This is a genomic window from Microbacterium sp. Y355, from assembly GCF_059445345.1.
This window is the reverse complement of record NZ_JCAIUD010000001.1, coordinates 2,889,006-2,913,752: the sequence shown is the minus strand read 5'-3', so window position 1 is coordinate 2,913,752 and position 24,747 is coordinate 2,889,006. Positions and strand designations below refer to the sequence as shown.

Genomic DNA, 24,747 nt, shown 5'->3' with positions numbered 1-24,747 from the left:
GTGACGACATGACAATGATGATCATTCGACGGCTGCTGATGTCGATCGTGCTGATCCTGGTGTCGACGGCAACGATCTTCGTGCTGATGTCGTTGGTTCCCGGCGATGCGGCCCTGGCGATCCTGGGCGAAAACGCCACACCAGAGTCCATCGCCTACCTCCGTGAGCAGATGGGTCTCGATCAGCCGCTGTGGACGCAGTACGCGAACTGGGCCGTCGGACTCGTCCAAGGCGATCTAGGGACGTCGATCTACAGCGGTGAACCCGTGACCAAGCTGTTGGGCGCGCGGATGGGCCTCACGTTCTCACTCATGGTCGGATCGACGATCTCGATCGCCGTGCTGGGCGTGCTGATCGGACTCGCCAGCGCCCTCCGCGAAGGATGGGTCGGACGAAGCATCGATGCGCTGTCCCTGGTCGGCTTCGCCCTTCCGAGCTTTTGGATCGCCATCGTGCTCGTCGGCATCTTCGCCGTGGGACTGCGCATGTTTCCGGCAACCGGGTACGTGCCACCGGCCGCCGGAGTGGGTCCCTGGCTGCACTCCCTCGTTTTGCCTGTCGCGGCGATGTCGCTGAGTGGAATCACCGTCATCGCGAAGCAGATGCGCGATTCGGTGCGCAAAGAGCTTGATCGCGACTACGTGAGAGTCCTTCGGTCCACCGGGGTGTCGGAACCGCGGATTGTGCTGCTGCACGTCGTGCGCAATGCCTCCATTCCGACCACGACGCTGATCGGCCTCATGGCGGTCGGCGCCCTGAGTGGTGCGGTCTTCATCGAGAACGTCTTCGTCCTCCCTGGCCTGGGCAGCCTCGTCACCTCTGCTGCCGCGCGACAGGATCTTCCCGTCATCCTCGGTGTCGGCGTCGCTTTCACGGCGATCGTCATCGTGATCAACCTCGTCGTCGACATCGCGTACGTCTCCCTCAATCCGAAAGTCCGACAGAGCCGATGAAGCCTCCGACCTCTCCCGTGCGCTCCGCGTCGCTGACCCGGGCGCTGCTGCGCAAGCCTCTGGGCGTCACCTCTGCCGCCATCATCGCGGTACTCATCCTCGCGGCGGTCTTCGCACCTTGGCTCGCACCGTACGATCCGATCGCTCAAGACATGACGATCGCCCGCCAAGGGCCGTCCGTCGCGCACTGGCTTGGCACAGACCTTCTCGGGCGCGACCTGCTGACCCGAATCATGTACGGCGGAAGAGACTCCCTGATCGGCGTCGCCGAAGGCCTCGGAGTGATGTTGATCATCTCCGTGCCAGTCGGCATCCTCGCGGCGTATCTCCGCGGGGCGTTCGACCGGGCGGTGCTCTCGGTCATCGACATCGTTATGTCAATCCCCGGCATCCTCATTACGTTGGCGTCACTGGCCATCTTCAGCAACAGCATGCTCGCGGCCATGGTGACGGTCGGTGTGCTCGCATCGGCGGCCTTCACTCGGGTGTTCCGCAGCGCCGTACTGGCACTGCGGCAAGAGCCTTTCGTGCAGGCCGCCGCCGTCACGGGGCTGCCGACACGGCTGATCCTCCTGCGCCATGTGCTGCCGCAGGCGCGCGGCACAATCCTGGTGCAGGCCTCGCTCTTCGGAGCCGCGACCCTGGGGATCCAGACCGGACTCTCCTTCCTCGCGTTCGGCCCGCCGCCGCCAGCCCCGACGTGGGGTGGGATGGTCGCGGAGGCGGCATCGGCGATCCAGTCCTTCCCGTGGATGTTCATCCCGACGGGTGGCGTCATCGTCCTGGCGACGCTCGCCTTCGGCCTACTGGGCGATGCCCTGCGGGATGCCGCGGCCGAGCAGGTACAGGTGCGGCCGGTGCCGGCGCGGGCAGGTCGAGTCTCGGCCCCGTCCTCCACGGTCGACACCCCTGACGAGCACCGCGAGCGACGAGAGGGAGCACTCCTGAACGTCGACGGCCTGAGTGTGACGTTCGGCGCTGGCGACCCGCTCACCGTTGTCGACCGCGTCTCCTTCGATGTCATTCCCGGGGAGATCCTCGGGATCGTCGGAGAATCTGGCAGCGGAAAGACCGTGACCGCCCTCGCGACGATCGGTCTACTCGGACGCGGCGGCCGTGTGAGTGCTGGCTCGATCACTTTCGAGGGACGCGAGATCTCTCGTGATACCAAGGCGATGAAAGATGTGCGCGGCAACGGAATCGCGTACATCTCGCAGGAACCGCTCATCGCGCTGGACCCATCGTTCACGATCGGCTACCAACTCGTCGAGGTCGTGCGACTTCACGATCAATGCTCTCGTCGTCAAGCGAAGCATCGCGCGATGGAACTGCTCGCCGACATGCGGCTCTCCGATCCTGGCCGCGTCTACCGCAGCTACCCGCACCAGATCTCCGGCGGGATGGCACAGCGCGTCGTCATCGCCAAGGCGCTCGCCGGACGCCCTCGTGTGCTCATCGCGGACGAGCCAACTACCGCATTGGACGTCACCGTACAAGCGGAGATCCTGAACCTGCTCAAAAGCATCCGCGACGACACGGGGATGGCCATCATCCTCGTCACTCATGACTGGGGAGTGGTCGCCGGGACATGCGATCGCACCCTCGTCATGTACGCCGGACAGGTGGTCGAAGAAGCCGAAGTTGTCGAGCTGATCAGCTCGCCCCGCCACCCCTATACGCGCGGACTGTTGGCCTCCGACCCGCACGGTGCTCGCCGCGGTGACATCCTCCCCACGATCGGTGGAATAGTGCCGCCGCCGGGGTCCTGGCCGGGCGGCTGCCGGTTCGCCGCTCGCTGCAAATTCGCGCAGCCGGAATGCTCCGAGACGGCAATAGCGCTCGTCGATGCGGGCGAGGACCGCGCGAGCCGTTGCATCCGCGTCGATGCGCTTCTCGAGGGGGCGAACGTATGAGCGTCGAGGCTCCAGTGCTGGAGGTCCGAGGCATCGCCGTGGACTACGGATCCGGAAGAAACCGGTCTCGAGCGGTGACGGGCGTCGACTTCGCCGTCGCGCGGGGCAGGACCCTAGGCCTCGTGGGCGAGTCCGGCTCGGGTAAGACCACCATCGGCATGGCCGTTCTCGGTCTCGTGCCACTTTCGGCCGGTGAAATCCGCTTCCTAGGCAACCCGATTCGCGATCTGACATCGAGGCAGCGGCGTGAGCTCGGCAAGGTGCGCCAGGTGATCTTCCAGGATCCGTACAGCTCGCTCGACCCGTTGCGGACTATCGGGTACAGCCTCATCGAGCCCGCCCGTTTCCACGGGATGACGGCCGGTGCAGCTCTCGAGCGGGCGCGAGAACTGGTCCGCAAGGTCGGTCTCGACGAAAGCGCACTCGCCCGCTTCCCGGCTCAGTTCTCCGGCGGGCAGCGTCAGCGCATTGCGATCGCTCGCGCTCTCATGACGAACCCCGAGTTCATCGTGTGCGACGAGCCGGTGAGTGCGCTCGATTTATCGGTGCAGGCGGATGTTATGAACCTGCTCACTTCGCTGCAGCGCGAGTTCGGATTGAGTCTTCTGTTCATCTCCCACGACCTCACGATCGTGCGTCAGATCTCGGACGACATCGTGGTGCTCCGCTCCGGCGAAATTGTCGAGGCCGGACCGACCGAGCGGCTCTTCGACGCGCCCCGCGAGGACTACACGCGAACCCTTCTGGCCTCCGTGCCCAGCACTGAGCGCACCGACACAAGCAATGACTCCGCGATGCAGAAAGAGGTGGGCTGATGTCCTACATATCTATTGACGACGTGTCCCTGTGGTACGACGAATTCAGTGGCACCGGTGTGCCGATCTTCTCCAGCGCCTCCTCATTTGAATCAGGCGGCTATCCCGAGATTCTCTCCCGTGCCCCCCTCGGGAACCCCCTGTACCAGATCCAGGCGCGCGGTTGGGGGCGATCCACCCATCTAACGGATGCTCCGGCGGCCGGCTGGCTCGACACCTGGGCCGATGACGTCTGCAGAGTGGCGGATCAGCTTGGCATCGAGAAGTTCGTCTACACCGGCGTCTCACACGGGGCGGGCATCGGGTGGCATCTCGCCAGGCGGCATCCCGAACGGCTTCTCGCGCTGGTCTCGGTCGTCGGGGCACCGCACGATCGAGTCGGAGGAACCTCCAGCTCTGCGGGGCGGGCGAAGATCATCGCCGGCCGCAGGGATCCGGATGTCGTTCGCGCGCAGTTCGAGATCCTTGCGGGGTGGTCGGATGACCCGGCCCGCCTCGCAGCCCGCGAGAACATGTACCGCCGTGTGATCAGCAACTTCGCCGCGCAATCCGAGGAGGAAGCCCAGATCAACCAGGGCAAGCCATTCCCGGAGGCGACCACCGACGAACAGCTTGCCGAGATCTTCCGGTCCATCCGGGTCCCGGTTTTGATCCTCGGCGCGATGCGCGATGGCGTGATCAGCCCGCAGGCCAGCCTGCGTGCCGCAATGAATGTACGTGGCGCGAAGACGGTGCTGTGGGAGGACGAGGGGCACATGATCGCGGGCGAGAGTCCCGCGCGCCTCGCACGAGAGGTCGCACTCTTCCTCGCAGAGCTCGACAACGCCGCCGAGCCGCGCGACGGAATCGTATCGGAAACGTTCGCATCATGAACGAGAACGAAACCGACAGCCAGAGAGAGCACAGCGGCACTCTTGCCACGGATGAGCTGTACTACATCCTCAATCGGCTCTCGCGATCGATGAACCGCGCCGTGGACGATATCGCATGGCAGCACGGCGTCACGCTGGCCGAGTTTAACGTCCTCCTCGTTCTCGCAGAAGGGGTTCCTCTGTCATCGGCGCAGCTTGCACGTCGAGCATTCGTCACTCCGCAATCCAGCCATCAGGTCGTTTCCACGCTCATCTCGCGTGAGCTGGTCGAGACCGTGCGTCATCCGACCGACGGGCGCGTGAAGCTGGCGTGCCTCACGAATGCCGGCTGGGCAATGCTCGATACCGCTCGAAACGCCCTGCACAGCATGCAGGACAGGGCGATGTCTGCTCTTCCCGATGCCGACCGCGAGCGGCTGCCGCAGGTTCTGGAGATTCTGGCCGAAACCCTGCTCGGCGGTTGGTTTGGCGACTTCGAAGCTGCGGTGGCGGCGGTCAGTCGACCATCTCGGAGCACACTCGCGCGCACACCGGACGCGCATCCCATGCCTTCACCCATCGATAGAAAGAAGATCACATGACCGCCAGTGCTCCACTGCAGGGACGAGTCGTCATCGACCTCACCACGGCCCTGGCAGGACCGTATGCGACTCTCATGCTGGGTGGGCTCGGAGCACGGGTGATCAAGGTGGAAAATCCCCACCGAGGCGGCGACAGTTCTCGCACCAACTCCCCGTACGTCACCGCCGAGGGGCTCTCGCCCGTCAAGTCGGGCGACGACGACATGTCAGTGTCGATGCTCCTGCGCGGCAGGAACAAGGAGAGCATTTCCCTGGATCTGAAGACGCCGGAGGGACGTGAGGTGCTGCTGGATCTCATCAGTCATGCTGACGTTCTGGTAGAGAACTTCAGCGCCGGCGTGACGCGCCGACTCGGAATCGACTACGAATCAGTGCGTGAAGCGAACCCCAAACTCGTGTACACCTCCATCACGGGATTCGGCTCCGACGAGACCGGTGGAGCGAAAGCGATGGACACCATCGTGCAGGCGCTGAGCGGGGTCATGATGACCGCCGGCGACCCCGGCGACAGCCCGGTGCGTTTCGGGCTGCCCATCGCCGACCTGTCCGCTCCGCTATTCGCCGTAATCGGCACGGTCTCGGCGCTGCTTGAGGCAGTGACCAGCGGCAAAGGACAGCACGTCGACGTATCGATGCTGGGCGCGATGACATCCCTCGTCGCCTGCGAGCCGTTCGACGCTTTCGAGGAGTTGGGCTACCCGACCAGGACCGGCGACTATGTTCCCCGGTTGGCGCCGTTCGGCACGTTCCGCGCGGAAGACGGCTGGTTCGCGGTCTGCGGACCGACCGACGCGTTCGCTGCAGGGGTGTTCCGAGCTATCGAAGAGCCCGAGCTCGCGGATGATCCGCGTTTCGCTGGCCGCGACGCGCGCGTGAGAAACGCCGATGATCTGCACCAGCGAATGTCTGACTGGGCAGGACGGCGGACTGTCGCCGCGGCCGTAGCGGCATTCGAAGCAAATGGCGTGCCCTCGGCGCCCGTGCGCACCCTCGCGGATGCGGTGCGGGACCCACGGGTGCAGGCTCGCGGTGAGGTGGTGCGCATCCAGCATCCTCGTTTCGATGTTGACGCCGAATTGTGGGGCACCGGAGTGCCCATCACCTTCAGTCGCAGCGCGGTCGGGCTCGACAATCCTGCCCACGCCTTGGGAGCCGACACGAGGGAAGTCTTGTCCGACCTCCTCGGGTATCCAGGGGAGCGGATCGCCGAGTTGGAGGAGTCGCAGGTCATCTGAGACGGGTGCCGCGAACTGCGGCATCCTCCACGCGAGGGTGTCGGCGCACCGCCGGCACCCCGCAGGCATAGTCTGGAAACGTGCCGGAGCAGATACGAGATCCTCGAGGAACGCCGGCCACGGCCTTCCTGAGCTACACCGCGTACCGCTTCGCCAGAGCATTGAACCGTGCGGCCGAGAATACGGCTCTCGCCAGGGGCATCACACTCCCCCAGTTGTTCATCCTCCAGGTGCTCGGCGAAGGATTGCCGGTGTCTAACGCAGATGTGGCTCGGCGCACTTTCGTGAGCTCACAAGCCGCCCATGTGGTCGTGACCGAATTGCTCGACACCGGCCTTGTCGAGCGCATCGACCACTCCACGAACCGACGTGTGCGACTGCTGCAGCTCAGCTCAGAAGGTTGGCGGCTCCTCGGAGAATGCGAATCCGAGATCCTCGAACGCGAGGAACGCCTCACGGGCGAGATCGACATCGATGCGACGGCCACTCTCACCGAGATCCTCGACCGCGCAGCCGATGTCCTCGCCGGTGGATACTTCGGTGACAAGCAGGCCGAGACTGCCGCTGTCGCAGCACGTCGTCGACGGCCTCGCGGTGGAATTGCTGCGTCGTAGCGATCAGCGCTGACCGCGCGACTCTCGCCGCGGCCATCCGAGGCGTCATCTCGTCGGCTGCACGCGCTCCCGGAGGAATTCCGCGATCTGGACGCGTAGCTCGCCCGTCGCGCGCGGATCCGCGTTGCTTCCGCGGATGTCGAGCACCGGGATTCCCTGCTTTTCGAGAGCGGCAGAGATCAGCGCGGCCCCCGGAGTGTCGTCGGCCACCAGATGCACGACCCCATCGACACCGTGCGTGAGCGCCTCCTTCGCGTACCAGGACGAGGACATCGGCGGCACATACAGCAGGTCTGTCAAACCCACGAAGCGTGCGGCGAGCGCACGCACCGGGTCAGACCCGTATCGGACGTACCCGTCGGCGGCGATCGCAAGGTACATCGACCACACGAAGACGGCGTCGAACTCTTCCTGGAACGACTTGTAGAGGTCCAGATCAGCCCACAGACCCCGGCCGATCCACATCAGTCTGAGCCGTTCGCCATCGTGGACCGCTCGCCCCTGCCCGATGCGTTCCGCGACCTCATCATGGAGCCGGTGCGCGGCATCCGCGGCCCATTGCGTACCTCGATGCCACTGCGGCACCATCACGGCGGGGATGATGTCGTTGACCGCAACGGGCATCGGCCTCGCCGTTGCGAGCAGATCGCGCGTGCGCCGATTCCATTCCGCCTGATCGTTGGCCAGCGTCATGACTTCCGCGAGTCGGTCAAGGTCAAGTACCCGGCCGGTGCGCGCTTCCAGCCAGTGGATAAGCTCCTGGATCTCTCCCTGCAGCAGATCGATGCGCTCGGAGCCGAACACCCTCTCCCACTGGTTCGGAACGCTCTCCCACCAGTTTTCGGGTGCGGGGACCGCCGCGGTGCGTGACAGCAGGAAGGTCTCCGTGCCGGATCGACGCGCCCATCGCTCGAAGATCTTGTGAGTCACATCTCCGCTGCGTTCACTGATCGCGAAACGCGGCTCCGGAAGGCCACCCCAAGGGGCTTCCTCGGGCGTGAGGTCCTGCGCGCCGAGCGGGAGCACGTCATACTGACGGCTGTCGTCGGGGAGCCCCGCGGCCGCTATCGCCGCCAAGGCGGCAGGAGCGGTGCGCTTGGCCGCGATGATCGATGACCACCATTGGTTCACGACGTAGGGAATGTCCATCGCGCGCAGCAGTTCATGTGGGGCATCCGCGTTCGCCAAAACGAGCGGTTCTCCCGCCTGGGTGCGGGCGTGAAGGCCATGGAACCAGTCGCGCTGATAGGCGATGGCCGCCGCCGCACTCTCCAACCGGGAGGCGTTCAGTTCGACAGTCATTCTTTCGACGCCTTCCCGGTGATCTCGGCTGCGAGTTCACGCGCGGCCGAGCTCACTTCGCGCGGTCCGACGTGGCTGCGGGTCCGCAGCGGCAGGTGACGTGCATCGAGCGCCGCCGCCTGGTCGGAGAGGTCCCAGAGCGGGGCCTCGTCAAGTTCTCGGATGAAGGCCGCCACGACGTCGGCGCCCTCTCGCACTGCCATCGTCGCCGTGAGGTCGGCACGCTCGGCGCTAAAGGCTGAGGACGATGCCGCCACCCGGGCGAAATGAGATTGGACCAGACCTGTGATCACGTCATCGACACTGTCGGCGAGGATCGCCTCGCCAAGCCACGCGCGATCGCCGGTGTCGTGGTCCTCACCAACGACTGTGCACTCTTGCTCCTCGAGCTCGCGATACACGCGCGCATCTGGATGACTCGAGCCCGTGATGTGCACGCGGGTGCCCGTCACCGGACCGCCGACGCAGGCTGCGTCGACCTCGGCGACCGCGTCGACCGGATGCAGACGGGATGCAGCCAAGTAGCCATCCAGTGCTCGTGATCCAGAGCATCGTGATGGTGTGGCCCGTCGAGCGTCGCGGAGACGAGCGAGCGATTCACCCAGCGACTGCTCGTCGGCAGCAGCCGCTCGCAGCGACTGCGCATCTGGTCTCAGCCCAGTGATCAGGGCACAGAAGTCGATGAGCGCGCGATATTGTCCCTCGGCGAACCTGCGCGCCGGGGCCGACCCTCCCGCGGGGACGTCGAGCAGGTGCAGCGGCAGATCGCCGCCGATGGCGCGCAGCGCGTAGAACAGCCGCAGGTGCGACTGGTTGTCGTTGCAGATGATGAGTGCATCGAGATCGTCACGCTGCGCGAGCAGTCTGGAGAGGATGCGGACGGTCACGGCATCCGCAGCGCCGAGTAGGTCGGATGCCTGGGCGTCCAGTTCCCCCTCCCACGAGCCGGTCAGCCGATACGGGAGAGCGCCCGCGGCAAGTAGGAGCTGGCGGGGGACGTCATTGCCGACGATACCGACGACAGCAGTGGTCACTCTCATGTCACTCATCTTCACTCCTCGCGACGAGGCGGTCGCCATCCCACACGAGACGAGTGGAGAAACCGGCTTCCGTGGTGATCTTTCGAAGGTACTCGGCAACCGACTCGCCGCGTTCGTCCCTCCCGACCGGCAGGGGTCGGGCATCGTCGTCGATCCAGCACGGGATGAGTGCCGCCTCAATGCGGTCATCGGATATCTCGAGCACCGCGATCGCCGTGTTGCGGCTCTCGGGATGGAACGGATAGTCGGGCATCTCAGGGTCGGGGTCGAATCCGAACAGTCTCCGCCGCTGTCGCGCCCACACGGCCCGTTCCGGGGCGTCGCCCTGACGCGCAGACAGGGCGCGGGTGACAGTGGCGAAGTTACCCATGCCGTGCAGGATAGGGCGGTCCCGGTAGAACTCGACGCCCCTCATGATGTGCGCATGGTGCCCGATCACCGCGTGAGCGCCCGCGTCGATCACCGCATGGGAGATCTCACGCTCATAGTCGGCGAGATCGATCGGCGTGTGCACGAGCCCCTTGTGGAGAGCGACGATCACGACGTCCGCCGCCTTGCGGGTCCGACGCACCGCCTGCAGCACACGCTCGAGGCTGATCGGTTCTGCGTAGGTGTGGACGCGCGGCGGCCCGCCAGGGTTCGCTCCACGCGCCTCATAGTGAGTGGTCACCTCGATATACGCTGCGCCGGGTTTCAGCGACGACGCCCAGGTCTCCCGAGGCCCGACGCAGTTGATGCTCAAGACCGCGATCCGTGTGCCATCCACATCAGTGACCATTGGCTCCAGGGCCTCATCGAGTGTCTCCCCGACGCCTGCCGTCTGCAGACCTCGCGCGGCGCAATGCTCGCGCGTCTCGCGGATGCCCTCGGGACCGAAGTCGTAGATGTGATTTCCGGCGAGAGTAAGCATGGTGAATCCCGCCTGTGCCAGACCATCGAGCGCCCCGGGTGTGCCGGGGATCGCCGGCACATCCGTGGAGTGCACCGTGTGCGCAGTTCCCTCCGCGAGGTGCGGAATCTCCAGGTGGCCGATCACGAGGTCAGCGGATCGCAGGACGGATGCCGCGGGCTCGAGCAGCGGCCAGGAATCGGGACGCTCGAGCACGAGGTCGCCGACGGCGTGGACGGTGATCATGCGATCTCCTCGGGCACAGCGTTCTCTGGTGCGGCATCCGCAGGCGCAGCATCCGCAGGCGCGGCATCCGCAGGCGCAGCATCCGCAGGCGCAGCATCCGCCCGCGGACCGCCGGATGTGCGCGTCAGGAACGCGCGCAGCCGCGTGGATCTCGGGTTGTCGAAGAACTCCGCCGACGGCCGGTCTTCGAGCACTTGCCCCTCGGCCATGAACACGCACCGGTCAGCGACGTTTCGGGCGAACTCGAGCTCGTGCGTGACGACGATCATCGTCATTCCGAACTCGGCGAGGTCCTTCATCACCTGCAGCACCTCGTCGACGAGTTCCGGGTCGAGGGAGCTGGTCGGCTCATCGAAGAGCAGGATGCGCGGGCGTGCAGCGACCGCACGTGCAATTGCGACGCGCTGCTGCTGTCCGCCGGAGAGCTGCCGCGGGTGCACCTCGGCCTTGTCGGCGAGTCCGACGCGATCCAGCAGCTCCATCGCCCGCGCGCGAGCGTCAGCCGGAGCCATGCCATGCACCTTGATCGGAGCCTCGGTGATGTTGCGCAGCACGGTCCAGTGCGGAAAGAGATTGAACTGTTGAAACACCATGCCCATACGTCTGCGCTGGCGTTGTACATCGGTGTCTCGCAACGTGCGCAGGCGTCCGTTGTGCTCCTCATAACCGAGCAGTTCACCGTCGAGGTACATCGCCCCGCCGTCGATGGTCTCAAGCTGATCGATGCAGCGCACGAGCGTCGACTTGCCAGAGCCGGACGGGCCGAGCACCGCCACGACTTCGGAGGCCTGCACCTCCAGATCGACTCCGTCCAGAGCAAGGAGGTCGCCGTAGTACTTGCGCAGCCCAGTGACGCGCAGCACCGACTCCGATCCCCGGTGTCCCGAAGAATCCGATGCCGTCACATCCTCAATCGCGGTCATGCCGCTACCTCCGCTCGTGCCACTACCCGTCGTGTTGCTGTGGTGCGTGACATCCCGCGACTGAATCGTCGTTCGACGCGGCGCTGCACCACAGTCAGAGCAGTCACAATCACGAGGTACCAGATCACAGCGACGATCAGCATCGGCACGACTTCGTAGGTGCGGTTGTAGATCACCTGCACCGAATGCAAGAGGTCACCCATCGCGATCACGCTCACCAATGACGTGCCCTTCAGGAGGGCGATCACCTGGGATCCGGTCGGCGGGATGATCACGCGCATGGCCTGTGGCAGCACCACGCGGGTGAACGAGTGCCAGCGGCTGAACCCCATCGCCGCGGAAGCATCCCGCTGCCCTGAATCGACCGAAAGGATGCCGGCGCGAATGATCTCGGCCATGTAGGCCGCCTCGTGCAGAGAGAGTCCGATGATGGCCGCGGTGAGGGGGGTGATCAGGTCGTTCGTGGACCAGCTGAACAGCTCCGGCCCGAACGGCACGCCCACCGACAACCGTGGCAGCAGGTACGCGAGGTTGTACCAGAAGATGAGCTGTACGAGCGGCGGTACCCCACGGAAGATGCCGACGAAAACGATGCACGCCCACCGCAGCGGCATGAACTCGCTCAGCTGGCCGGCAGCGAGCCCGGTGCCCAGCACTGAGCCAAGCACCATCCCAACAATCGTGAGCATGATCGACATGCCCAGGCCCATCAGCACACTCGGGTTGAACAGGTACTCCGCGACAACCGGCCATTCGAATCGCTCGTTCGTGGCGAGGAAGACGGCGATCTGGGCGACGACGATCACTAGCAGGATGCCGACTACGACGCGCCACGGCTGAATCCGCGCGCGCGCGTCGGCGGCATCCGGCTCACCGCCGGCTCGTGGCGAGCGCACTGGCTGCGTGATGAGGTCGGTCATGAGGAACTCACTTCGAAAGGTCGGGGTTCAGCGCAGGAGCCTCGACGGCGGCATCTTCGATGCCCCACTCCTGCATGATGCGGTCGTACTCGCCGTTGTCGAAGATGGCCTCGAAGGCCGCGAGCATGGGTTCGGCAAGCCCGCTGTCCTTCGGCAGGAACATCGCGAGCTGGTCGATGCCGGCACCCTGCTCATCGGACTGGACGATGTAGCCGTAGCGATCGGGGTCGCTGGCCAGGAAGTCGATCGCGGACGCCTGGGTGGTACCCGCGTAGTCGGCACGGTCGGAGTTGACGGCGAGGAACGTCGCGTTGCTGTCCTCCAGGCCGATGAACTCGGCCTGGTCCAGCCCCTCGGCCTCGCACCACTCGTTGTAGCGCGCGATCTGACTCTCGGTGACCGATCCTGTCACGCCTGCAATGCGAGCACCGCAGACTGCTTCGGGATCGTCGAGTTCGTCGGCGCGCTCGCTCAGGAAGAGGTAGGAGGTGCGCGTGGTCATCCAAACGACGCCATCAAACTGCTCCAGTCGCTCGGGCGTGACGCGCACCGGACCGTTGAAAGCGTCGTAGCGGCCGGAAAGCATGCCGGTGAGCATCGCATCGAGGCCGGACGCGGTCTCGATCTTGAACGGCACACCGAGCTGCTCAGAGAGAGCGGCCTGAAGGTCGGGGTCGATGCCGGTGATCTCGCCGCCCTCCTCGATGGTGCGGTAGGGCGGGTGTGTATCGCCTGCGATGGTGATGACGCCGGCTTCCTTGATCGCGTCGGGCAACTGGTCATACAGGGGAGCCTCGTTCGAAGCTTCGGTCTCTTCGGGCGCGGATTCAGGGGCGGGGCTCGACGTGCAGCCGGCGAGGAGCACGACCGTCAGAACCGGGACAAGGGCGAATGCACTCTTGGTACGCATTGATGGACTCCACATCGTTGTGCAGGACGAGCGGGACCGGGCGATCACCGCTCAACCATCATAAAACTTGATGATTGAAGAAATCAACTATTGTTTTCTGGCATGGCGCAAGACAGCTCCGGGCGGGATGGGGAAAATGAAGCGTATGGTCCCCCAGTGCCACCCGCCCCACCCCCAACTTGGCACCACAGGTGGACGCGTCAGGACGCATCCACCCCGTAACTTCGAAGACATGATCACAGCAGAAGGCCTCACGAAGAGGTTCGGAGACAAGACAGCCGTCCAGGACGTGTCGTTCACCGTCAAGCCAGGAACCGTCACGGGATTCCTCGGCCCGAACGGTGCCGGCAAATCCACCACTATGCGCATGGTCGTCGGCCTCGACCGCCCCACCTCGGGACGAGCGACGGTCAACGGACAGGAATACCGCAAGCTGCGCGCACCCCTCACCGAGGTCGGCGTGCTGCTCGACGCGAAAGCCGTCCACACTGGTCGCACAGCGCGAAACCATCTGCGCGCGATGGCCGCAACCCACGGCATCCCACTGTCGCGCGTCGACGAGGTCATCGACCTCGCCGGCATCGGCTCCGTGTCACGAAAGCGTGCCGGCAAGTTCTCGCTCGGCATGGGCCAGCGTCTCGGCATCGCCTCGGCCCTGCTCGGAGACCCGCACACGCTGATCCTCGACGAGCCAGTAAACGGTCTCGACCCTGAGGGCGTGCGCTGGGTGCGTCAGTTCGTCCGCCACGCGGCATCCGAGGGACGCACTGTGCTGCTGTCCAGCCACCTGATGAGCGAGATGGCGCAGACCGCCGATCACGTGATCGTCATGGGCCGCGGGAAGGTGTTGGCGGATGCTCCACTCGAAGAGCTCGTCCGGGCCTGGACGAGAAACACCGTACTGGTGCGGAGCCCGCGCACCTCTGACCTCGCCGCCGCGGTGGCCGGTCCCGATATCGAGATCATCAGCACGAGCCCCGAGACGATTGAGGTCGTCGGGCTCGCGGCATCCCGCATCGGTGACATCGCCGCAGACCGCGGCATCCCGCTCCACGAGTTGACTCCGACCACCGGATCGCTCGAGGATGCCTACCTCGCACTCACCGGTGAATCGGTCGAGTACCGCTCGAAGGAGATCTCATGACCACCGCCACTGCTCCGGCACCGCTGCGCACGCGGACGGCGTCGCCGTACCGTCTCACGTTCTTCCGCGCCGTGCGCAGCGAATGGATCAAGCTCTCCACGCTCCGTTCGACCTGGTGGTCGATCGGGCTCGTCGCCGTTCTGACGATCGGTATCGCCGTCCTCGTCGCACTCGCCATGGATGTGCCCGGATTTGAGCCCATCCAGGCAGTAGTCTCGCCAATCCAGTTCACGATGCTGCTCGCCGGCATCCTCGGAGTCATCGCGGTGACCGGCGAATACTCCACCGGAATGATCCGCTCCACGCTGGCAGCCGATCCGGTACGCGGGTCGGTTCTCGCTGCCAAGGCGATCGTCGTCGCGGTGTTCATGTTCGGCGCGTCACTCCTGATCTTCCTCGTTGCGGCGATTGCCGTCACGCCGATCTTCGCCGGCAGGGACATGCCGTTCGCCTGGGATGACCCAGCCAAATCGATCCTGCCTATCCTCGCCTCATCCATTGCGATGGCCGTGTTCGCGCTGATCGGCGTCGCATTCGGATTCATCCTTCGCTCCGGCGCCGGCGCGATCGCCGCGACCGTCGGACTGCTCTTCGTCCTCCCGATCGTGGGAAGCATCTTCGCGATGCCAGGAGAGGAGTGGCAGTGGATCGGCGACGTCATCGGTCACCTGCCGATGTCCGCTGCGCAGAGCGCGATCCTCCCGCAAGACGGCTGGGGACTGCCGGTCGCAGAGGCATACCTGACGCTGACCGCATGGGTCGCCGCCGGAATGCTGTCTGCCTGGGCGGTGCTGCGCACTCGCGACGCGTGAGAGCGCGACGCCAAGTAGACCTGACGCGTAAAGTCGAGGCCGTGATGAATTCGCGCAGCCGCAGCGCCGCCGTCCGTGAGGACGACGAGCTGCGGCTGCCGCGTCCGCCCGGCATCATCCGTCGTTTCTGGGCGCGGCATCCGATCGCTGCCGATGTCGTCATCGCCGTCATCTGCCTGCTCCTCTCGCTTGCGCCGGCGACTTTCTCCGCTACCTATGAGCCAGCGCCAGGCGGCGGTTTCACCGTCGTCGATCCACCCTCGCTGGTCTCCAGCATCACGATCGCGATCCTGGTCGTCGCAGCTTGTGCGCTGCTGTTGCGCCGCAGGCAATGGCCGGTGGTGGCCTTCGTCGCCGGATACGCGGTGGCTATCGCCTATCTGTTCATGCTCGAGCCGGCAGGCGGCCCACTCCTCATCGTCACGAGTTATACGCTCGCCGTCTACCGCTCGACGCGCGCCGCGTGGATGGGGCTGGGGATCGGCATCGGGACTCTGACGCTGATCTCGGTCATCCTCGAGCGCACCGGAACCATCACACTCCAGGTTGCGCTGAACGGCGTCCTCGGCCAACTCACTCTCGCCCTCATCGGCACGCTGATCGGTGCCAACGTGGGCGGCCGAAAACGCTATATCGAAGCGGTGATCGATCGATCTCGGCAGTTGCTCACCGAACGCGATCAGCAGGCGCAACTGGCTGCGGCGAGCGAGCGAGCCCGCATCGCCCGCGAGATGCACGACATCGTCTCCCATTCGCTCACCGTGATCGTTGCTCTTTCTGAGGGCGCCGCTGCGACCGCTGACCAGGACAGGGCTCGGCATGCCGCGACCGCCGCCGCCGCGACAGCGCGCGGTGCCCTCACCGAAATGCGATCGATGCTCGGCGTCCTCCGCGATGCGGACTCCGACGTACCACTTGCACCGTCCGCACCTGTGCCCCCACACGTCACTGTCGCGAACGCGCAGGATGCCGGGTATCCGGTCACGCTGACAACCACCGGAGTGGCGAACGCGACGCCGGCGGTGAGCTTTGCCATCGGCAGGATCGTGCAAGAGGGTCTCACCAACGCCATGCGGCATGCCGCGCGCGCATCGAAGATCACGGTTCGCATCGACTACTCGACGGACCCGATCGTGGTCGAGATCCACAACGACGGCGCCTCGGGCCCCATCGGTACAACTGGGTTCGGGCTTCGCGGGCTGAGTGAGCGCGCAGCCCACGTGGATGGGATGCTGCATTCGGGGCCGGACGGCGAAGACCGATGGACGCTGCGCGCGGAGCTGCCTGCGGCATCCGACTCTCCCCCTCCCCCTGCAATTGAGGATGCCCCGTGACTGAACCCATCCGTGTACTCCTCGTCGACGATCAGGAGCTCATCCGTGTCGGCTTCCGCCTGGTGCTCGAAGCGGAATCCGACATGGTCGTGGTCGGCGAAGCGAGCGACGGCGAAGAGGCCATCCGGCGGGCGACGGAGTTCACGCCCGACGTTGTGCTGATGGACATCCGGATGCCGGGGCTCGACGGGATCGCCGCGACCGAAGCCATCGTTCAGACACTGCCGGATTCCCGTGTGCTGGTACTGACCACGTTCGACCTCGACGAGTACGCGTTCGGTGCGATCCGCGCGGGCGCGAGTGGATTCCTCCTCAAAGACGCGCAGCGGCACGAGCTGATCTCGGCCGTGCGGGCCGTGCATCGTGGTGATGCGGCGCTCGCGCCGCGCGTCACCCGAAGGTTGCTCGAGCACCTCGGCCCACACCTGGCCCCCGCCAGCGACGGGCCCGATCCGACGGCGACACTCACCGAGCGTGAACGCGATGTGTTCCTCGCAATCGCTCGCGGTCTCACGAACGCGGAGATCGCACAGAGCCTGTTCCTCAGTGAATCAACCGTTAAGACGCACGTCGGGCGTGTGCTGATGAAGCTCGAGGCGCGAGACCGCATTCACGCAGTAATCCTCGCGCATCAGCACGGGCTGGCGTGAGGGCGGGGTTCGCGTCGTATCAGCGGGCGGCCCGGCCGTCAGCGATAGCATCGGCGATGTCGATGAGATCGCGCGACCATTTCTCGCCCAGTTCGGGGGTGAATCTGGCGCTGGGCAGCGCGATGCTCATCGCCACGCGCCGTCCTCCGAAATCCCCGACCGAGATTGACATGGCGGCGATGCCCGGCTCGCTCTCGTCCACATTCCAAGCAATGCGCGATGCGCGCACTTCGTCCAATCGGGCACGCAGCGACACCAGGTCAACAAGAGGTCGCTGAGTCCGAACGCCAGCGGTCGCCAGTGCATACCTTGACTCGACCTCTTCGTCGCTCAGATCAGCGAGCAGCGCCTTTCCACCAGCAGTGAGATGAGCCGGGAGCCAGACCCCGACCCGCAGGCCGAAACGCAGCGTGTGCGTGCGTGCCTCGATGCCGTCCAGGTGCAGGACGCGCGTGCCGACGAGTGCTGCGAGGTGCACGGTCTCACCAGACCGTTCGAACAGCGCCTCGAGCGCGGGGCGCAGGTGATCAGTGAGCTGCGGTATCCGCGTGGCCAGACCCGGAGTGTGCAGGGCCGGACCGGCCGAGTAGCGGCGATCGCGCCCTTGCGCCGCAAAACCGTCGTGCATGAGCGTCGCGAGCAGTCGCTGTGCAGTCGAGGCGTTCACGTCCAGCACGGCTGCGGCCTCGGTCACACCGAGCGACCCCTCTTCGATAATGAGTTTCAGCAGAACGAGAGCTCGGTGCACAGACTCGACCCGGGGCGCATCTTTGCGTATCACGCAATTCACTCTACTTGCTATTGCGTAACGCGCAAGATCTCGTCTAATATCGCTTCTCAACCGGAAAAATACTCCGGACCCCAACGAACGATGCTGTTCTGTGCAGACGTCGACGAAGACACCCACAGGCACACCCCGATAAGAGGACTGGACACCATGTCGAAGAAGACGGGAATTCTCAGCGAGACGGCGAGCATGCGTGCGCCGGGCAATCAGAGCAAGCGCTCCTCACTGGCCGGATTCATCGGCTCGGCGTTGGAGTACTACGACATGTACATCTACGCATCCGCGTCGGCCCTCGTGTTCGCACGCGTCTTCTTCCCGGATGCCGGGGCCACCGGGCTCCTCTTCGCGCTGGGCCTCTACGGCGTCGCGTATCTCGCACGCCCGCTCGGCGGCTTCCTCGCCGGGCACCTGGGCGACCGGTTCGGCCGTCGCAACATCATGATCCTCACGCTGCTCGTGATGGGCATCTCCACCTTCCTGATCGGCTGCCTGCCCTCGTACGATACGGCCGGCATCCTCGCGCCGACGCTACTCATCCTCCTGCGCCTATGCCAGGGACTGTCCGTGGGAGGCGAGCTAGCCGGCGCAACCTCGCTGACGTTGGAACATGCCCCCGGCAACCGCCGCGCGCTTTACACTTCGTGGGCGATCAACGGCATCTGGGTCGGGTATGTGCTCGCAACACTCGCCTTCATCGGCGTCGCCGCCCTGCCCGATGAGCAGTTGGTGGCCTGGGGCTGGCGCGTCCCATTCTGGTTCAGCGCCCTCCTCCTGATCGTCGGCATCCTCATCCGTCGTACAGTCCGCGACACCGAAGCGTTCGTGACCGAGAAAGAGCAGGGCACGACCGCCAAGATTCCGCTCGGCGAGGTACTGCGTCACCAGCCATGGGACGTCGTGCGCGTCATCTTCGCCGCACTCCTGCTCGTCATCAGCACCACTGTCCCCGTCTACGGCCTGACCTACGCGACGAACATCGTGGGAATCGATCCTGGCATCATGCTCTGGGTGGTCATCATCGGCTACATCGTCGCGCTGGTGACCCAGCCGCTGCTCGCGAGCCTCAGCGACCGCATCGGACGCAAGCCCGTCCTCATCGGCGGCAACCTGTTCGGCGGTGCCGCGGTCTGGCTGTTCTTCTGGGCAGTCAGTGAGGCCAACGTCCCGCTGATCTTCGTCGGCGTACTGCTGTCGATCTCGCTCGCCTTCGCGGCCACCAACGCTGTCTACCCGTCGTATTTCGCTGAGTTGTTCAATGTGCGCTACCGCGTGACCGGCATGGCGGTGGGCCTGCAGCTGGGCCTCGTGCTGACCGGATTCTCGCCCGTAATCATCCAGGCGATCTCGAGCGCCAATGGCGATGCCTGGTGGCCCGCCGCCGCATACACGACCGTGGCGTGCGTCATCTCCGCGATCGCGATCGCAAGCGGACGCGAGACATACAAGACTCCGCTGAACGAGCTCGGCGTTCAGCGCCCCAGCGACTCGGCGAACTCACTCTCCGCGTCAGATCGCAGCTCCCGATAACGTGTGGCGAAGAGCCGAGCTGAGTCCCCGGCCGGCCAATCCTCCCCGAGGAAGCGCGCGGGCAGTCGTGGATCAGCCCGCAGCAGCGCGAGCCAGTCGGAGACCAGCGCAGTGCTTGCGGACAGGCCCGATCCGTCGGACAGCGGCATGCTCCATGCCGCGAGAAACTCATCGTGTGCGTCTCTGATCGCGGCAACGTTCCATGCATCGGCGACCTGCGTCGCCAATCCGAAACCCTCCACCTCGCGAGCACGGAACGCCGTCACCGCACCGGCAGGAAGTTCGCTCTGCAATGGGGCGAGCGTCGCATCGAGATCGACACCGCCTGGCGCGAGCCAGAGTCCGTCGCGCAAGGGGGCGAATCCTTCCCACCCCAGAGTGGCTCGCAGCCGATGACGCAGCGCACGCTCGCGCTCCGGCAACGTAAAGGTGACGAGCGTCCACCCCTCCCCCTGCGGCGCAAACGGCGTGGGCGAATGAACGCGCGCACCGGCCTCGCGGATCACAGCGGCCGCTGTATCGGTGACGGTGAAGGCGATCTCCCGCCCGTTCCGGCGGCGCTCAAGAAGCCCCCGCCGCGCCATTCGATCCAACGTCGCCCGCGTGGCGGGTGCCGCGATACCCACGCCGGCGAGGACGTCAATCATCACGCTCGCCCTGATCGGCCCGCAGTCGCGGTCGACGACGTGCTCACCGAGGAACGCCAGAAGCAGCCGCTTCGGAGGGCGCGGCCGTACCACTGCGTCGCTCATGCGGCCGGACGCACCGCGTCGCCACGCTTCGCTCGTTGGATCTGCGTGTACACGTGCGTTCGCAGCTCAGTGAAGCGCGGGAGTGCACGAGTCGTAATCTGATCACGCTCGGGCGCGAGGTCGATCAGAAGGTCTTCCTGCACCCACGTCGGCGATTTTGACAGCACGATGACACGCTCACCGAGGTACACCGATTCATCGATGTCATGGGTGACGAAGAGGATCGACATCCCCCGGTCGCGGTGGAGGGTTCGCACCAGGTCTTCGAGATCGGCCCTGGTCTGCGCATCGACGGCGGCGAAAGGCTCATCCATGATGAGCACCTCCGGCTCGTAGGCGACGGCGCGTGCGATCGCCACACGCTGCTGCATGCCACCGGAGAGCTGCCACGGGTAGCTACCTCCCGCATGCTCAAGGCCGACGGCTGTCAGGGCGTCATCGATCAGTCGATCACGCTCGGCGCGTGGGAGCTTGCGGTGTTTCAATGGAAGCTCGATATTTCCGCGCACGGTCAGCCATGGATACAGACTCCGCCCGTATTCCTGGAACACAAGCGCCATGTTCGGCGGCGGCTCTGTTACGGCCTTCCCATCGAGCACGACGGTTCCCGAGGTCGGTTGCAACAGACCCGCGATGCACTTCAACAGCGTCGTTTTACCGCAGCCGGACGGCCCGACGATGCAGACCAGTTCCCCGGTTCCCATCGTGAAGCTGATGTCGCCGATCGCTTCGACCGTGCCGGTGGACGACTCATACACCTTCCTCAGATGTTCTACCGTAAGCAATGCGTCAGGCACGCTCCACCTCCTTGATTCCGTGATACCAGCGCAGAACCCGTCGTTCTACGAATCCGAAGATGGCTGCCAGCAGCACTCCGATGAGTCCGAGAAGCAGGATTCCTGCCCACATCTCGGCGATGAGGTAGTTCCGCTGGAAGTACACGACAAGGTAGCCGAGTCCCGACGACGAGCCGAACATCTCCGAGATCACCATCATGATCAGCGCAATCGAGATCGACTGGCGAACCCCGGCCATGATCCGCGGACTGGCCGCTGGCAGGACCAGGTAGCGAATGCGCTCGGCCCGGGTCAGGGCGAAGGAACGTGCCGTCTCAGTCATCACCTGATCTGTGGCGCGCACGCCGTCGATCGTGTTCAAAAGCACCGGCCAGACGGCACCGGCGACGATCACCGCGATCTTCATCGTGTCGGTGATCCCCATCAGCAGCATCACGACGGGTATCAGCACCGGCGGCGGGATCGCCCGGAAGAACTCCAGCAGGGGTTCGAGCAGCTCGCGCAGCCACCGCACCAGCCCGATCATCGTGCCTGCCATGACGCCGATGGCGACCGAAAGGACGATCGCGAGTGCCAGCCGCCCAAGCGAAGGGAGCACGTCTGTGACGAACGCCGGCCCGACCCAGGTATCCACGAATGCCGTGAATATGGTCACCGGTCCTGGAAAGAACTTCGCGGGTGCGATCGTTGACCAGATTCCCCAGATGACCAGGAGCAGGAACGGCAGCCCGAGCGCAAATCCGAAACCGGAGGCGAAGCGGCGCCAGCTGAACGAGCGGGGTCGAGGAGTGACCAGGGTGCTGGTGTAAAGAGTCACAGGACCTCCTCCCCTCGAACAGACTGATGCCAAGACAGTGCGCGGCGCTCGATGAGCCGGAACCCCAGATTCACGATGAGGCCGAGCAGTCCGGTCACCACGACGAGCGCGTACACCGCGACCGAATCCCCGGCGTTGCGCGCCGTGTTGATCATGACCCCGAGGCCGGGGTTTCCGATCGTCATCTCGGCGGTCACCGCGAGGATCAGCGCCACGGATGCCCCGAGCCGCAGCCCGGTCATCAAGTAGGGCAGCGTCGTCGGCAGCACCAGACTCATCACCTGCTCCCGACGCGTCAGCCCGAAGCTGCGGGCGGTGTCACGTGCAACCGTGTCGACATCAGCGACCCCATACAGCACCTGCACGAACACCTGCCAGAACGTGGCGAAAATGATGATGACGAGTGCAGCCGACAGCTGCAATCCGTACAACAGGACGGCGATCGGGATCAGCGCGACCGACGGAATCGGTCGCAGGAACTCGATCATGCTGTGCGTCGCGCGGCGCAGGAACGGCACAAGCCCGATCAGCGTTCCGAGCGCGACCGCCAGCGCAGAGGCGATCACTAACCCGATGAGCCACCCGGTCATCGTCCGACCGACGTTGCGCCAGAACTCAAGATCCTGGAACTCCGTGCCGAGCCGCGCCAACGTGTCAGTCGCGAGCGGCAACGCCTGCGGGTTGATCAGGCCGAACATCGGGATCAGTTGCCAGACAACCAAGAAGCCGACGATGCCCAGGATGCCTAGAACCGTCTTGCGCACGGTCGCTCTGAGACGAACGGATGCAGACATACCTACTGCTGCTGGATCAGTCGGTCCAGATCGGGTGCGGCATCCAAAACGCCGAAGTCGACCGCGATCGATGCGAGCGACTCCAAGTCAGCGATGTTCAGCTCAGCGGTGAACGTCGGCAGGGCAATGCCAGCGGCGGCGGCCTCTGGAATCTCCATGTGCGTCACGATCGCTGCGCGAACAGCGTCCTCGTTGCCTGCCGCCCAGTCCAGCGCCTCGGCCATCGCCGCCGCGTAGTCGGCCACCAACTCCGGGTCGGAGTCGATCAGCTCCTGCGTCGTGAAGTTGACGAGAACCGAGAGCCCAGGGATCGTCGCCTGGTAGGGGTACACCACGAGTGACCCGCCGCCATCGATGACCTGTGACATGAACGGGTCCGGCACCCAGGCCGCGTCGATTGTGCCCGACTCGAGCTGCGCCGCGGCATCCGGGAAGGCGACTTCGACGAACTCAATCGTGGAAGGGTCACCGCCGTCATCGGCGACGGCCTGCATGATCGTCACGTCGCCGGCAGCACCCACGCTGTTCACCGACACGCGTTTGCCTGCGAGATCGGCCGGTCGCGTGATCCCGGAGTCGGCTGAAGCGACCACCGCGTTCACGTCATCACCAGTTGCGAGACTCGATGCGTAGTTGCTGAACACCGTGACACCCAGATCTCCCAGGTCGGCACGGAACGGACCGAAAGGCTGGCCGATCGCGAATTGGATGTCTCCGCTGAGCAGCGCAGGAATCGCCTGCGCGCCGCCCTGTGCGGGTACGACCTCGACGTCAAGACCGTGCTCCTCAAAGATCCCGGCGTCGATGGCACCCCAGAGCGCACCGGTCTCCGCGATCGGCAGTGCGGCGACGCGGATCTCGCGCACCTCGCCGGCGCCGTCGTCTCCGCCGGGCGAGGGCTCGGTGGACGAGGAGGGAGGGGCAGCGGAATCCGTGCATCCGCTCAGCAGCAATGCGGTGGCTGCGGCAATCGCCAGGGCAGCAAGACTCTTCTTCATCGAATGGCCTTTCGTGATGGTGCGCGGGTATCACGACGACTGCGGCAAGGCCCGTTAGGGCGCCGTACCGGCCACTTCATCGTGCGGGTTCGATAATCGTGACCCCGACCGCATCCATTGTCAAGAACTTTGTGACGGTCGTCACGAAACTGTTGAACTCGGACAGTGTCAGCGGAATCCGTGTCCGGCGTCTGGATGCCGAGAATCTCGGGAGCCGCGCAGTGTTGTCCTCGCTGACGCGGCTCCTGTATGCTCCCGATTATTGTCAACAATCTTGCTGACGACGACGGGGTCGCTGTGAGAAGCGCGAAGAGCGCGCTACGGCATCCGTAGTGCACAATCGAGGAGTCCCGTCACTCGAGAGGAACGCACCCGGTGGTCGATAACTCCGACGTACGCACCCAACTTCGCGATGCCATTCTGCGCGGATCATACGCGCCGCGCCAGCGCCTGATCGAGGCCGACTTGGCCCAGGAATATGAGGCCAGTCGCTTCACTCTGCGCAACGCGCTGATCCAGCTTGCCGCCGAGGGGTTGGTTGAGCTGCAGCCGAACCGCGGGGCGCGCGTGCGCGAGATCACCGTCGAAGAGGCCGTCGAGATCACTGAGATCCGCCAGGCCGTTGAGAGTCTGGTCGCCGCCCGCGCGGCCGAGAATGTCACCGACGAGCAGATCGCATTCCTCCGGCAGGTCGGCGTCGACATGCAGGCGGCAGTCGATCAGAACGAGCTCGTCCGCTATTCCGAACTCAACTCGACGTTGCACGCGACCCTGCGCGATATCGCGCAGCACGAGACCGCCAGCCGCATACTCGAGCAGCTGAACGGGCAAATGGTGCGGCACCAGTTCCAGCTCTTCCTGGTTCCGGGACGCCCGAGCAAATCGTTGCCAGAGCACCTCGCGATCATCGACGGCGTGTGCACGCGAAATGCCGAGGCAGCAAGAGCCGCGATGGGGATCCATGTCGGGAGCGTCATCGCCACGCTGAGCGAGTTCGCAGAGGCAGCTGCTGCCACGCGCTGACGTCGCTCCATCAGATTGTTATCAATCTCGTCGACAATATTGACAACGCCATTGGATCTGCGTACGTTCAGGACATCGAGTGGAACAGCATCCACTCGA

25 protein-coding genes are annotated in these 24,747 nt (G+C 65.0%); 13 read left to right on the top strand and 12 right to left on the bottom strand.

The genetic code is table 11. The features are described from left to right. Window positions 1–8 precede the first annotated feature (8 nt). From AC1C2O_RS14080 to AC1C2O_RS14050, 7 genes are all read left to right on the top strand, one after another. Complete coding sequence (locus tag AC1C2O_RS14080; protein WP_495431065.1) at window positions 9–953, top strand: ABC transporter permease; 945 nt, start codon at window positions 9–11, stop codon at window positions 951–953. Beyond that, the gene (locus tag AC1C2O_RS14075; RefSeq protein WP_495431064.1) at window positions 950–2,866 is read left to right on the top strand and encodes a dipeptide/oligopeptide/nickel ABC transporter permease/ATP-binding protein; all 1,917 of its coding nucleotides are present in this window, start codon (window positions 950–952) and stop codon (window positions 2,864–2,866) included. Before AC1C2O_RS14080 ends, AC1C2O_RS14075 begins: the two co-directional genes overlap by 4 nt. Next, a complete protein-coding gene (locus AC1C2O_RS14070; RefSeq protein ID WP_495431063.1) occupies window positions 2,863–3,681 on the top strand; it encodes an ATP-binding cassette domain-containing protein in 819 nt (272 codons plus the stop codon). Before AC1C2O_RS14075 ends, AC1C2O_RS14070 begins: the two co-directional genes overlap by 4 nt. Continuing rightward, complete coding sequence (locus tag AC1C2O_RS14065) at window positions 3,681–4,553, top strand: alpha/beta fold hydrolase (RefSeq protein WP_495431062.1); 873 nt, start codon at window positions 3,681–3,683, stop codon at window positions 4,551–4,553. Before AC1C2O_RS14070 ends, AC1C2O_RS14065 begins: the two co-directional genes overlap by 1 nt. Beyond that, window positions 4,550–5,134 carry a MarR family winged helix-turn-helix transcriptional regulator gene (locus AC1C2O_RS14060; protein WP_495431061.1) on the top strand — a complete coding sequence of 195 codons (585 nt, stop codon included), beginning with the start codon at window positions 4,550–4,552 and terminating at the stop codon, window positions 5,132–5,134. Before AC1C2O_RS14065 ends, AC1C2O_RS14060 begins: the two co-directional genes overlap by 4 nt. Further along, a complete protein-coding gene (locus AC1C2O_RS14055) occupies window positions 5,131–6,369 on the top strand; it encodes a CaiB/BaiF CoA transferase family protein (protein WP_495431060.1) in 1,239 nt (412 codons plus the stop codon). The genes AC1C2O_RS14060 and AC1C2O_RS14055 overlap by 4 nt, the downstream gene beginning before the upstream one ends. Window positions 6,370–6,449: 80 nt before the next feature. Beyond that, a complete protein-coding gene (locus AC1C2O_RS14050; protein WP_495431059.1) occupies window positions 6,450–6,983 on the top strand; it encodes a MarR family winged helix-turn-helix transcriptional regulator in 534 nt (177 codons plus the stop codon). A gap of 45 nt (window positions 6,984–7,028) precedes the next feature. Here AC1C2O_RS14050 and AC1C2O_RS14045 read toward each other — a convergent pair whose 3' ends face one another. The 6 genes from AC1C2O_RS14045 to AC1C2O_RS14020 are packed head-to-tail and all read right to left on the bottom strand — an operon-like array spanning window position 7,029 to window position 13,213. Continuing rightward, window positions 7,029–8,285 carry a 2-hydroxyacyl-CoA dehydratase gene (locus AC1C2O_RS14045; RefSeq protein WP_495431058.1) on the bottom strand — a complete coding sequence of 419 codons (1,257 nt, stop codon included), beginning with the start codon at window positions 8,283–8,285 and terminating at the stop codon, window positions 7,029–7,031. Beyond that, window positions 8,282–9,334 carry a 2-hydroxyacyl-CoA dehydratase gene (locus AC1C2O_RS14040; RefSeq protein ID WP_495431057.1) on the bottom strand — a complete coding sequence of 351 codons (1,053 nt, stop codon included), beginning with the start codon at window positions 9,332–9,334 and terminating at the stop codon, window positions 8,282–8,284. The genes AC1C2O_RS14045 and AC1C2O_RS14040 overlap by 4 nt, the downstream gene beginning before the upstream one ends. Continuing rightward, window positions 9,327–10,460: a CapA family protein gene (locus AC1C2O_RS14035; RefSeq protein ID WP_495431056.1), complete on the bottom strand. Its 1,134-nt coding sequence runs from the start codon at window positions 10,458–10,460 to the stop codon at window positions 9,327–9,329. Before AC1C2O_RS14035 ends, AC1C2O_RS14040 begins: the two co-directional genes overlap by 8 nt. Further along, window positions 10,457–11,383 (bottom strand): amino acid ABC transporter ATP-binding protein, encoded by a 927-nt coding sequence (locus tag AC1C2O_RS14030; RefSeq protein ID WP_495431055.1) that lies wholly within the window; start codon window positions 11,381–11,383, stop codon window positions 10,457–10,459. Before AC1C2O_RS14030 ends, AC1C2O_RS14035 begins: the two co-directional genes overlap by 4 nt. Continuing rightward, window positions 11,380–12,303, bottom strand: a complete 924-nt coding sequence (locus AC1C2O_RS14025) for an amino acid ABC transporter permease (protein ID WP_495431054.1) — start codon at window positions 12,301–12,303, stop codon at window positions 11,380–11,382. The genes AC1C2O_RS14030 and AC1C2O_RS14025 overlap by 4 nt, the downstream gene beginning before the upstream one ends. A gap of 7 nt (window positions 12,304–12,310) precedes the next feature. Next, window positions 12,311–13,213, bottom strand: a complete 903-nt coding sequence (locus tag AC1C2O_RS14020; protein ID WP_495431053.1) for a transporter substrate-binding domain-containing protein — start codon at window positions 13,211–13,213, stop codon at window positions 12,311–12,313. A gap of 232 nt (window positions 13,214–13,445) precedes the next feature. Here AC1C2O_RS14020 and AC1C2O_RS14015 point away from each other — a divergent pair, with 232 nt between their 5' ends. The 4 genes from AC1C2O_RS14015 to AC1C2O_RS14000 are packed head-to-tail and all read left to right on the top strand — an operon-like array spanning window position 13,446 to window position 17,153. Beyond that, complete coding sequence (locus AC1C2O_RS14015) at window positions 13,446–14,357, top strand: ABC transporter ATP-binding protein (protein WP_495431052.1); 912 nt, start codon at window positions 13,446–13,448, stop codon at window positions 14,355–14,357. Next, window positions 14,354–15,169, top strand: a complete 816-nt coding sequence (locus AC1C2O_RS14010; RefSeq protein WP_495431051.1) for an ABC-2 transporter permease — start codon at window positions 14,354–14,356, stop codon at window positions 15,167–15,169. Before AC1C2O_RS14015 ends, AC1C2O_RS14010 begins: the two co-directional genes overlap by 4 nt. 44 nt (window positions 15,170–15,213) lie before the next feature. Next, entirely contained in the window at window positions 15,214–16,503 is a 1,290-nt protein-coding gene (locus AC1C2O_RS14005; RefSeq protein ID WP_495431742.1) for a sensor histidine kinase, read from the top strand. Continuing rightward, the gene (locus AC1C2O_RS14000; RefSeq protein ID WP_495431050.1) at window positions 16,500–17,153 is read left to right on the top strand and encodes a response regulator; all 654 of its coding nucleotides are present in this window, start codon (window positions 16,500–16,502) and stop codon (window positions 17,151–17,153) included. Before AC1C2O_RS14005 ends, AC1C2O_RS14000 begins: the two co-directional genes overlap by 4 nt. A gap of 19 nt (window positions 17,154–17,172) precedes the next feature. On the opposite strand, the gene AC1C2O_RS13995 is transcribed toward AC1C2O_RS14000, so the two are convergent. Next, window positions 17,173–17,934, bottom strand: coding sequence for an IclR family transcriptional regulator (locus tag AC1C2O_RS13995; protein ID WP_495431049.1), 762 nt, complete (start codon window positions 17,932–17,934; stop codon window positions 17,173–17,175). A 156-nt stretch (window positions 17,935–18,090) separates the two neighbouring features. On the opposite strand from AC1C2O_RS13995, the gene AC1C2O_RS13990 reads away from it, so the two are divergent. Further along, the gene (locus AC1C2O_RS13990; protein ID WP_495431048.1) at window positions 18,091–19,467 is read left to right on the top strand and encodes an MFS transporter; all 1,377 of its coding nucleotides are present in this window, start codon (window positions 18,091–18,093) and stop codon (window positions 19,465–19,467) included. Here the strand turns inward: AC1C2O_RS13990 and AC1C2O_RS13985 are convergent. Genes AC1C2O_RS13985 through AC1C2O_RS13965 form a run of 5 tightly spaced genes read right to left on the bottom strand, consistent with a single transcriptional unit; the run spans window position 19,410 to window position 23,625 of the window. Beyond that, a complete protein-coding gene (locus tag AC1C2O_RS13985) occupies window positions 19,410–20,219 on the bottom strand; it encodes a PaaX family transcriptional regulator (protein WP_495431047.1) in 810 nt (269 codons plus the stop codon). The two genes, AC1C2O_RS13990 and AC1C2O_RS13985, sit on opposite strands and share 58 nt — an antisense overlap. Further along, window positions 20,216–21,016 carry an ABC transporter ATP-binding protein gene (locus tag AC1C2O_RS13980; RefSeq protein WP_495431046.1) on the bottom strand — a complete coding sequence of 267 codons (801 nt, stop codon included), beginning with the start codon at window positions 21,014–21,016 and terminating at the stop codon, window positions 20,216–20,218. Before AC1C2O_RS13980 ends, AC1C2O_RS13985 begins: the two co-directional genes overlap by 4 nt. Then, complete coding sequence (locus tag AC1C2O_RS13975; RefSeq protein ID WP_495431045.1) at window positions 21,009–21,833, bottom strand: ABC transporter permease; 825 nt, start codon at window positions 21,831–21,833, stop codon at window positions 21,009–21,011. Before AC1C2O_RS13975 ends, AC1C2O_RS13980 begins: the two co-directional genes overlap by 8 nt. Continuing rightward, window positions 21,830–22,627, bottom strand: coding sequence for an ABC transporter permease (locus tag AC1C2O_RS13970; RefSeq protein WP_495431044.1), 798 nt, complete (start codon window positions 22,625–22,627; stop codon window positions 21,830–21,832). The genes AC1C2O_RS13975 and AC1C2O_RS13970 overlap by 4 nt, the downstream gene beginning before the upstream one ends. A gap of 2 nt (window positions 22,628–22,629) precedes the next feature. Further along, a complete protein-coding gene (locus tag AC1C2O_RS13965; RefSeq protein WP_495431043.1) occupies window positions 22,630–23,625 on the bottom strand; it encodes an ABC transporter substrate-binding protein in 996 nt (331 codons plus the stop codon). A gap of 375 nt (window positions 23,626–24,000) precedes the next feature. Between AC1C2O_RS13965 and AC1C2O_RS13960 the strand changes: the two genes are divergently transcribed. Further along, window positions 24,001–24,648 (top strand): GntR family transcriptional regulator, encoded by a 648-nt coding sequence (locus AC1C2O_RS13960; protein WP_495431042.1) that lies wholly within the window; start codon window positions 24,001–24,003, stop codon window positions 24,646–24,648. The last annotated feature ends 99 nt before the right edge of the window (window positions 24,649–24,747 follow it).

What these genes read in the sequence shown, in the direction of transcription:
- AC1C2O_RS14005 (WP_495431742.1), top strand. Translation starts at nt 15,214, where the DNA reads ATGAATTCGCGCAGCCGCAGCGCCGCCGTCCGTGAGGACGACGAGCTG.
- AC1C2O_RS14065 (WP_495431062.1), top strand. Translation starts at nt 3,681, where the DNA reads ATGTCCTACATATCTATTGACGACGTGTCCCTGTGGTACGACGAATTC.
- AC1C2O_RS14045 (WP_495431058.1), bottom strand. Translation starts at nt 8,285, where the DNA reads ATGACTGTCGAACTGAACGCCTCCCGGTTGGAGAGTGCGGCGGCGGCC.
- AC1C2O_RS14015 (WP_495431052.1), top strand. Translation starts at nt 13,446, where the DNA reads ATGATCACAGCAGAAGGCCTCACGAAGAGGTTCGGAGACAAGACAGCC.
- AC1C2O_RS14010 (WP_495431051.1), top strand. Translation starts at nt 14,354, where the DNA reads ATGACCACCGCCACTGCTCCGGCACCGCTGCGCACGCGGACGGCGTCG.
- AC1C2O_RS14080 (WP_495431065.1), top strand. Translation starts at nt 9, where the DNA reads ATGACAATGATGATCATTCGACGGCTGCTGATGTCGATCGTGCTGATC.
- AC1C2O_RS13985 (WP_495431047.1), bottom strand. Translation starts at nt 20,219, where the DNA reads ATGAGCGACGCAGTGGTACGGCCGCGCCCTCCGAAGCGGCTGCTTCTG.
- AC1C2O_RS14075 (WP_495431064.1), top strand. Translation starts at nt 950, where the DNA reads ATGAAGCCTCCGACCTCTCCCGTGCGCTCCGCGTCGCTGACCCGGGCG.
- AC1C2O_RS13965 (WP_495431043.1), bottom strand. Translation starts at nt 23,625, where the DNA reads ATGAAGAAGAGTCTTGCTGCCCTGGCGATTGCCGCAGCCACCGCATTG.
- AC1C2O_RS14035 (WP_495431056.1), bottom strand. Translation starts at nt 10,460, where the DNA reads ATGATCACCGTCCACGCCGTCGGCGACCTCGTGCTCGAGCGTCCCGAT.
- AC1C2O_RS14020 (WP_495431053.1), bottom strand. Translation starts at nt 13,213, where the DNA reads ATGCGTACCAAGAGTGCATTCGCCCTTGTCCCGGTTCTGACGGTCGTG.
- AC1C2O_RS14040 (WP_495431057.1), bottom strand. Translation starts at nt 9,334, where the DNA reads ATGAGTGACATGAGAGTGACCACTGCTGTCGTCGGTATCGTCGGCAAT.
- AC1C2O_RS13970 (WP_495431044.1), bottom strand. Translation starts at nt 22,627, where the DNA reads ATGTCTGCATCCGTTCGTCTCAGAGCGACCGTGCGCAAGACGGTTCTA.
- AC1C2O_RS14055 (WP_495431060.1), top strand. Translation starts at nt 5,131, where the DNA reads ATGACCGCCAGTGCTCCACTGCAGGGACGAGTCGTCATCGACCTCACC.
- AC1C2O_RS14025 (WP_495431054.1), bottom strand. Translation starts at nt 12,303, where the DNA reads ATGACCGACCTCATCACGCAGCCAGTGCGCTCGCCACGAGCCGGCGGT.
- AC1C2O_RS14070 (WP_495431063.1), top strand. Translation starts at nt 2,863, where the DNA reads ATGAGCGTCGAGGCTCCAGTGCTGGAGGTCCGAGGCATCGCCGTGGAC.
- AC1C2O_RS14030 (WP_495431055.1), bottom strand. Translation starts at nt 11,383, where the DNA reads ATGACCGCGATTGAGGATGTGACGGCATCGGATTCTTCGGGACACCGG.
- AC1C2O_RS14060 (WP_495431061.1), top strand. Translation starts at nt 4,550, where the DNA reads ATGAACGAGAACGAAACCGACAGCCAGAGAGAGCACAGCGGCACTCTT.
- AC1C2O_RS13990 (WP_495431048.1), top strand. Translation starts at nt 18,091, where the DNA reads ATGTCGAAGAAGACGGGAATTCTCAGCGAGACGGCGAGCATGCGTGCG.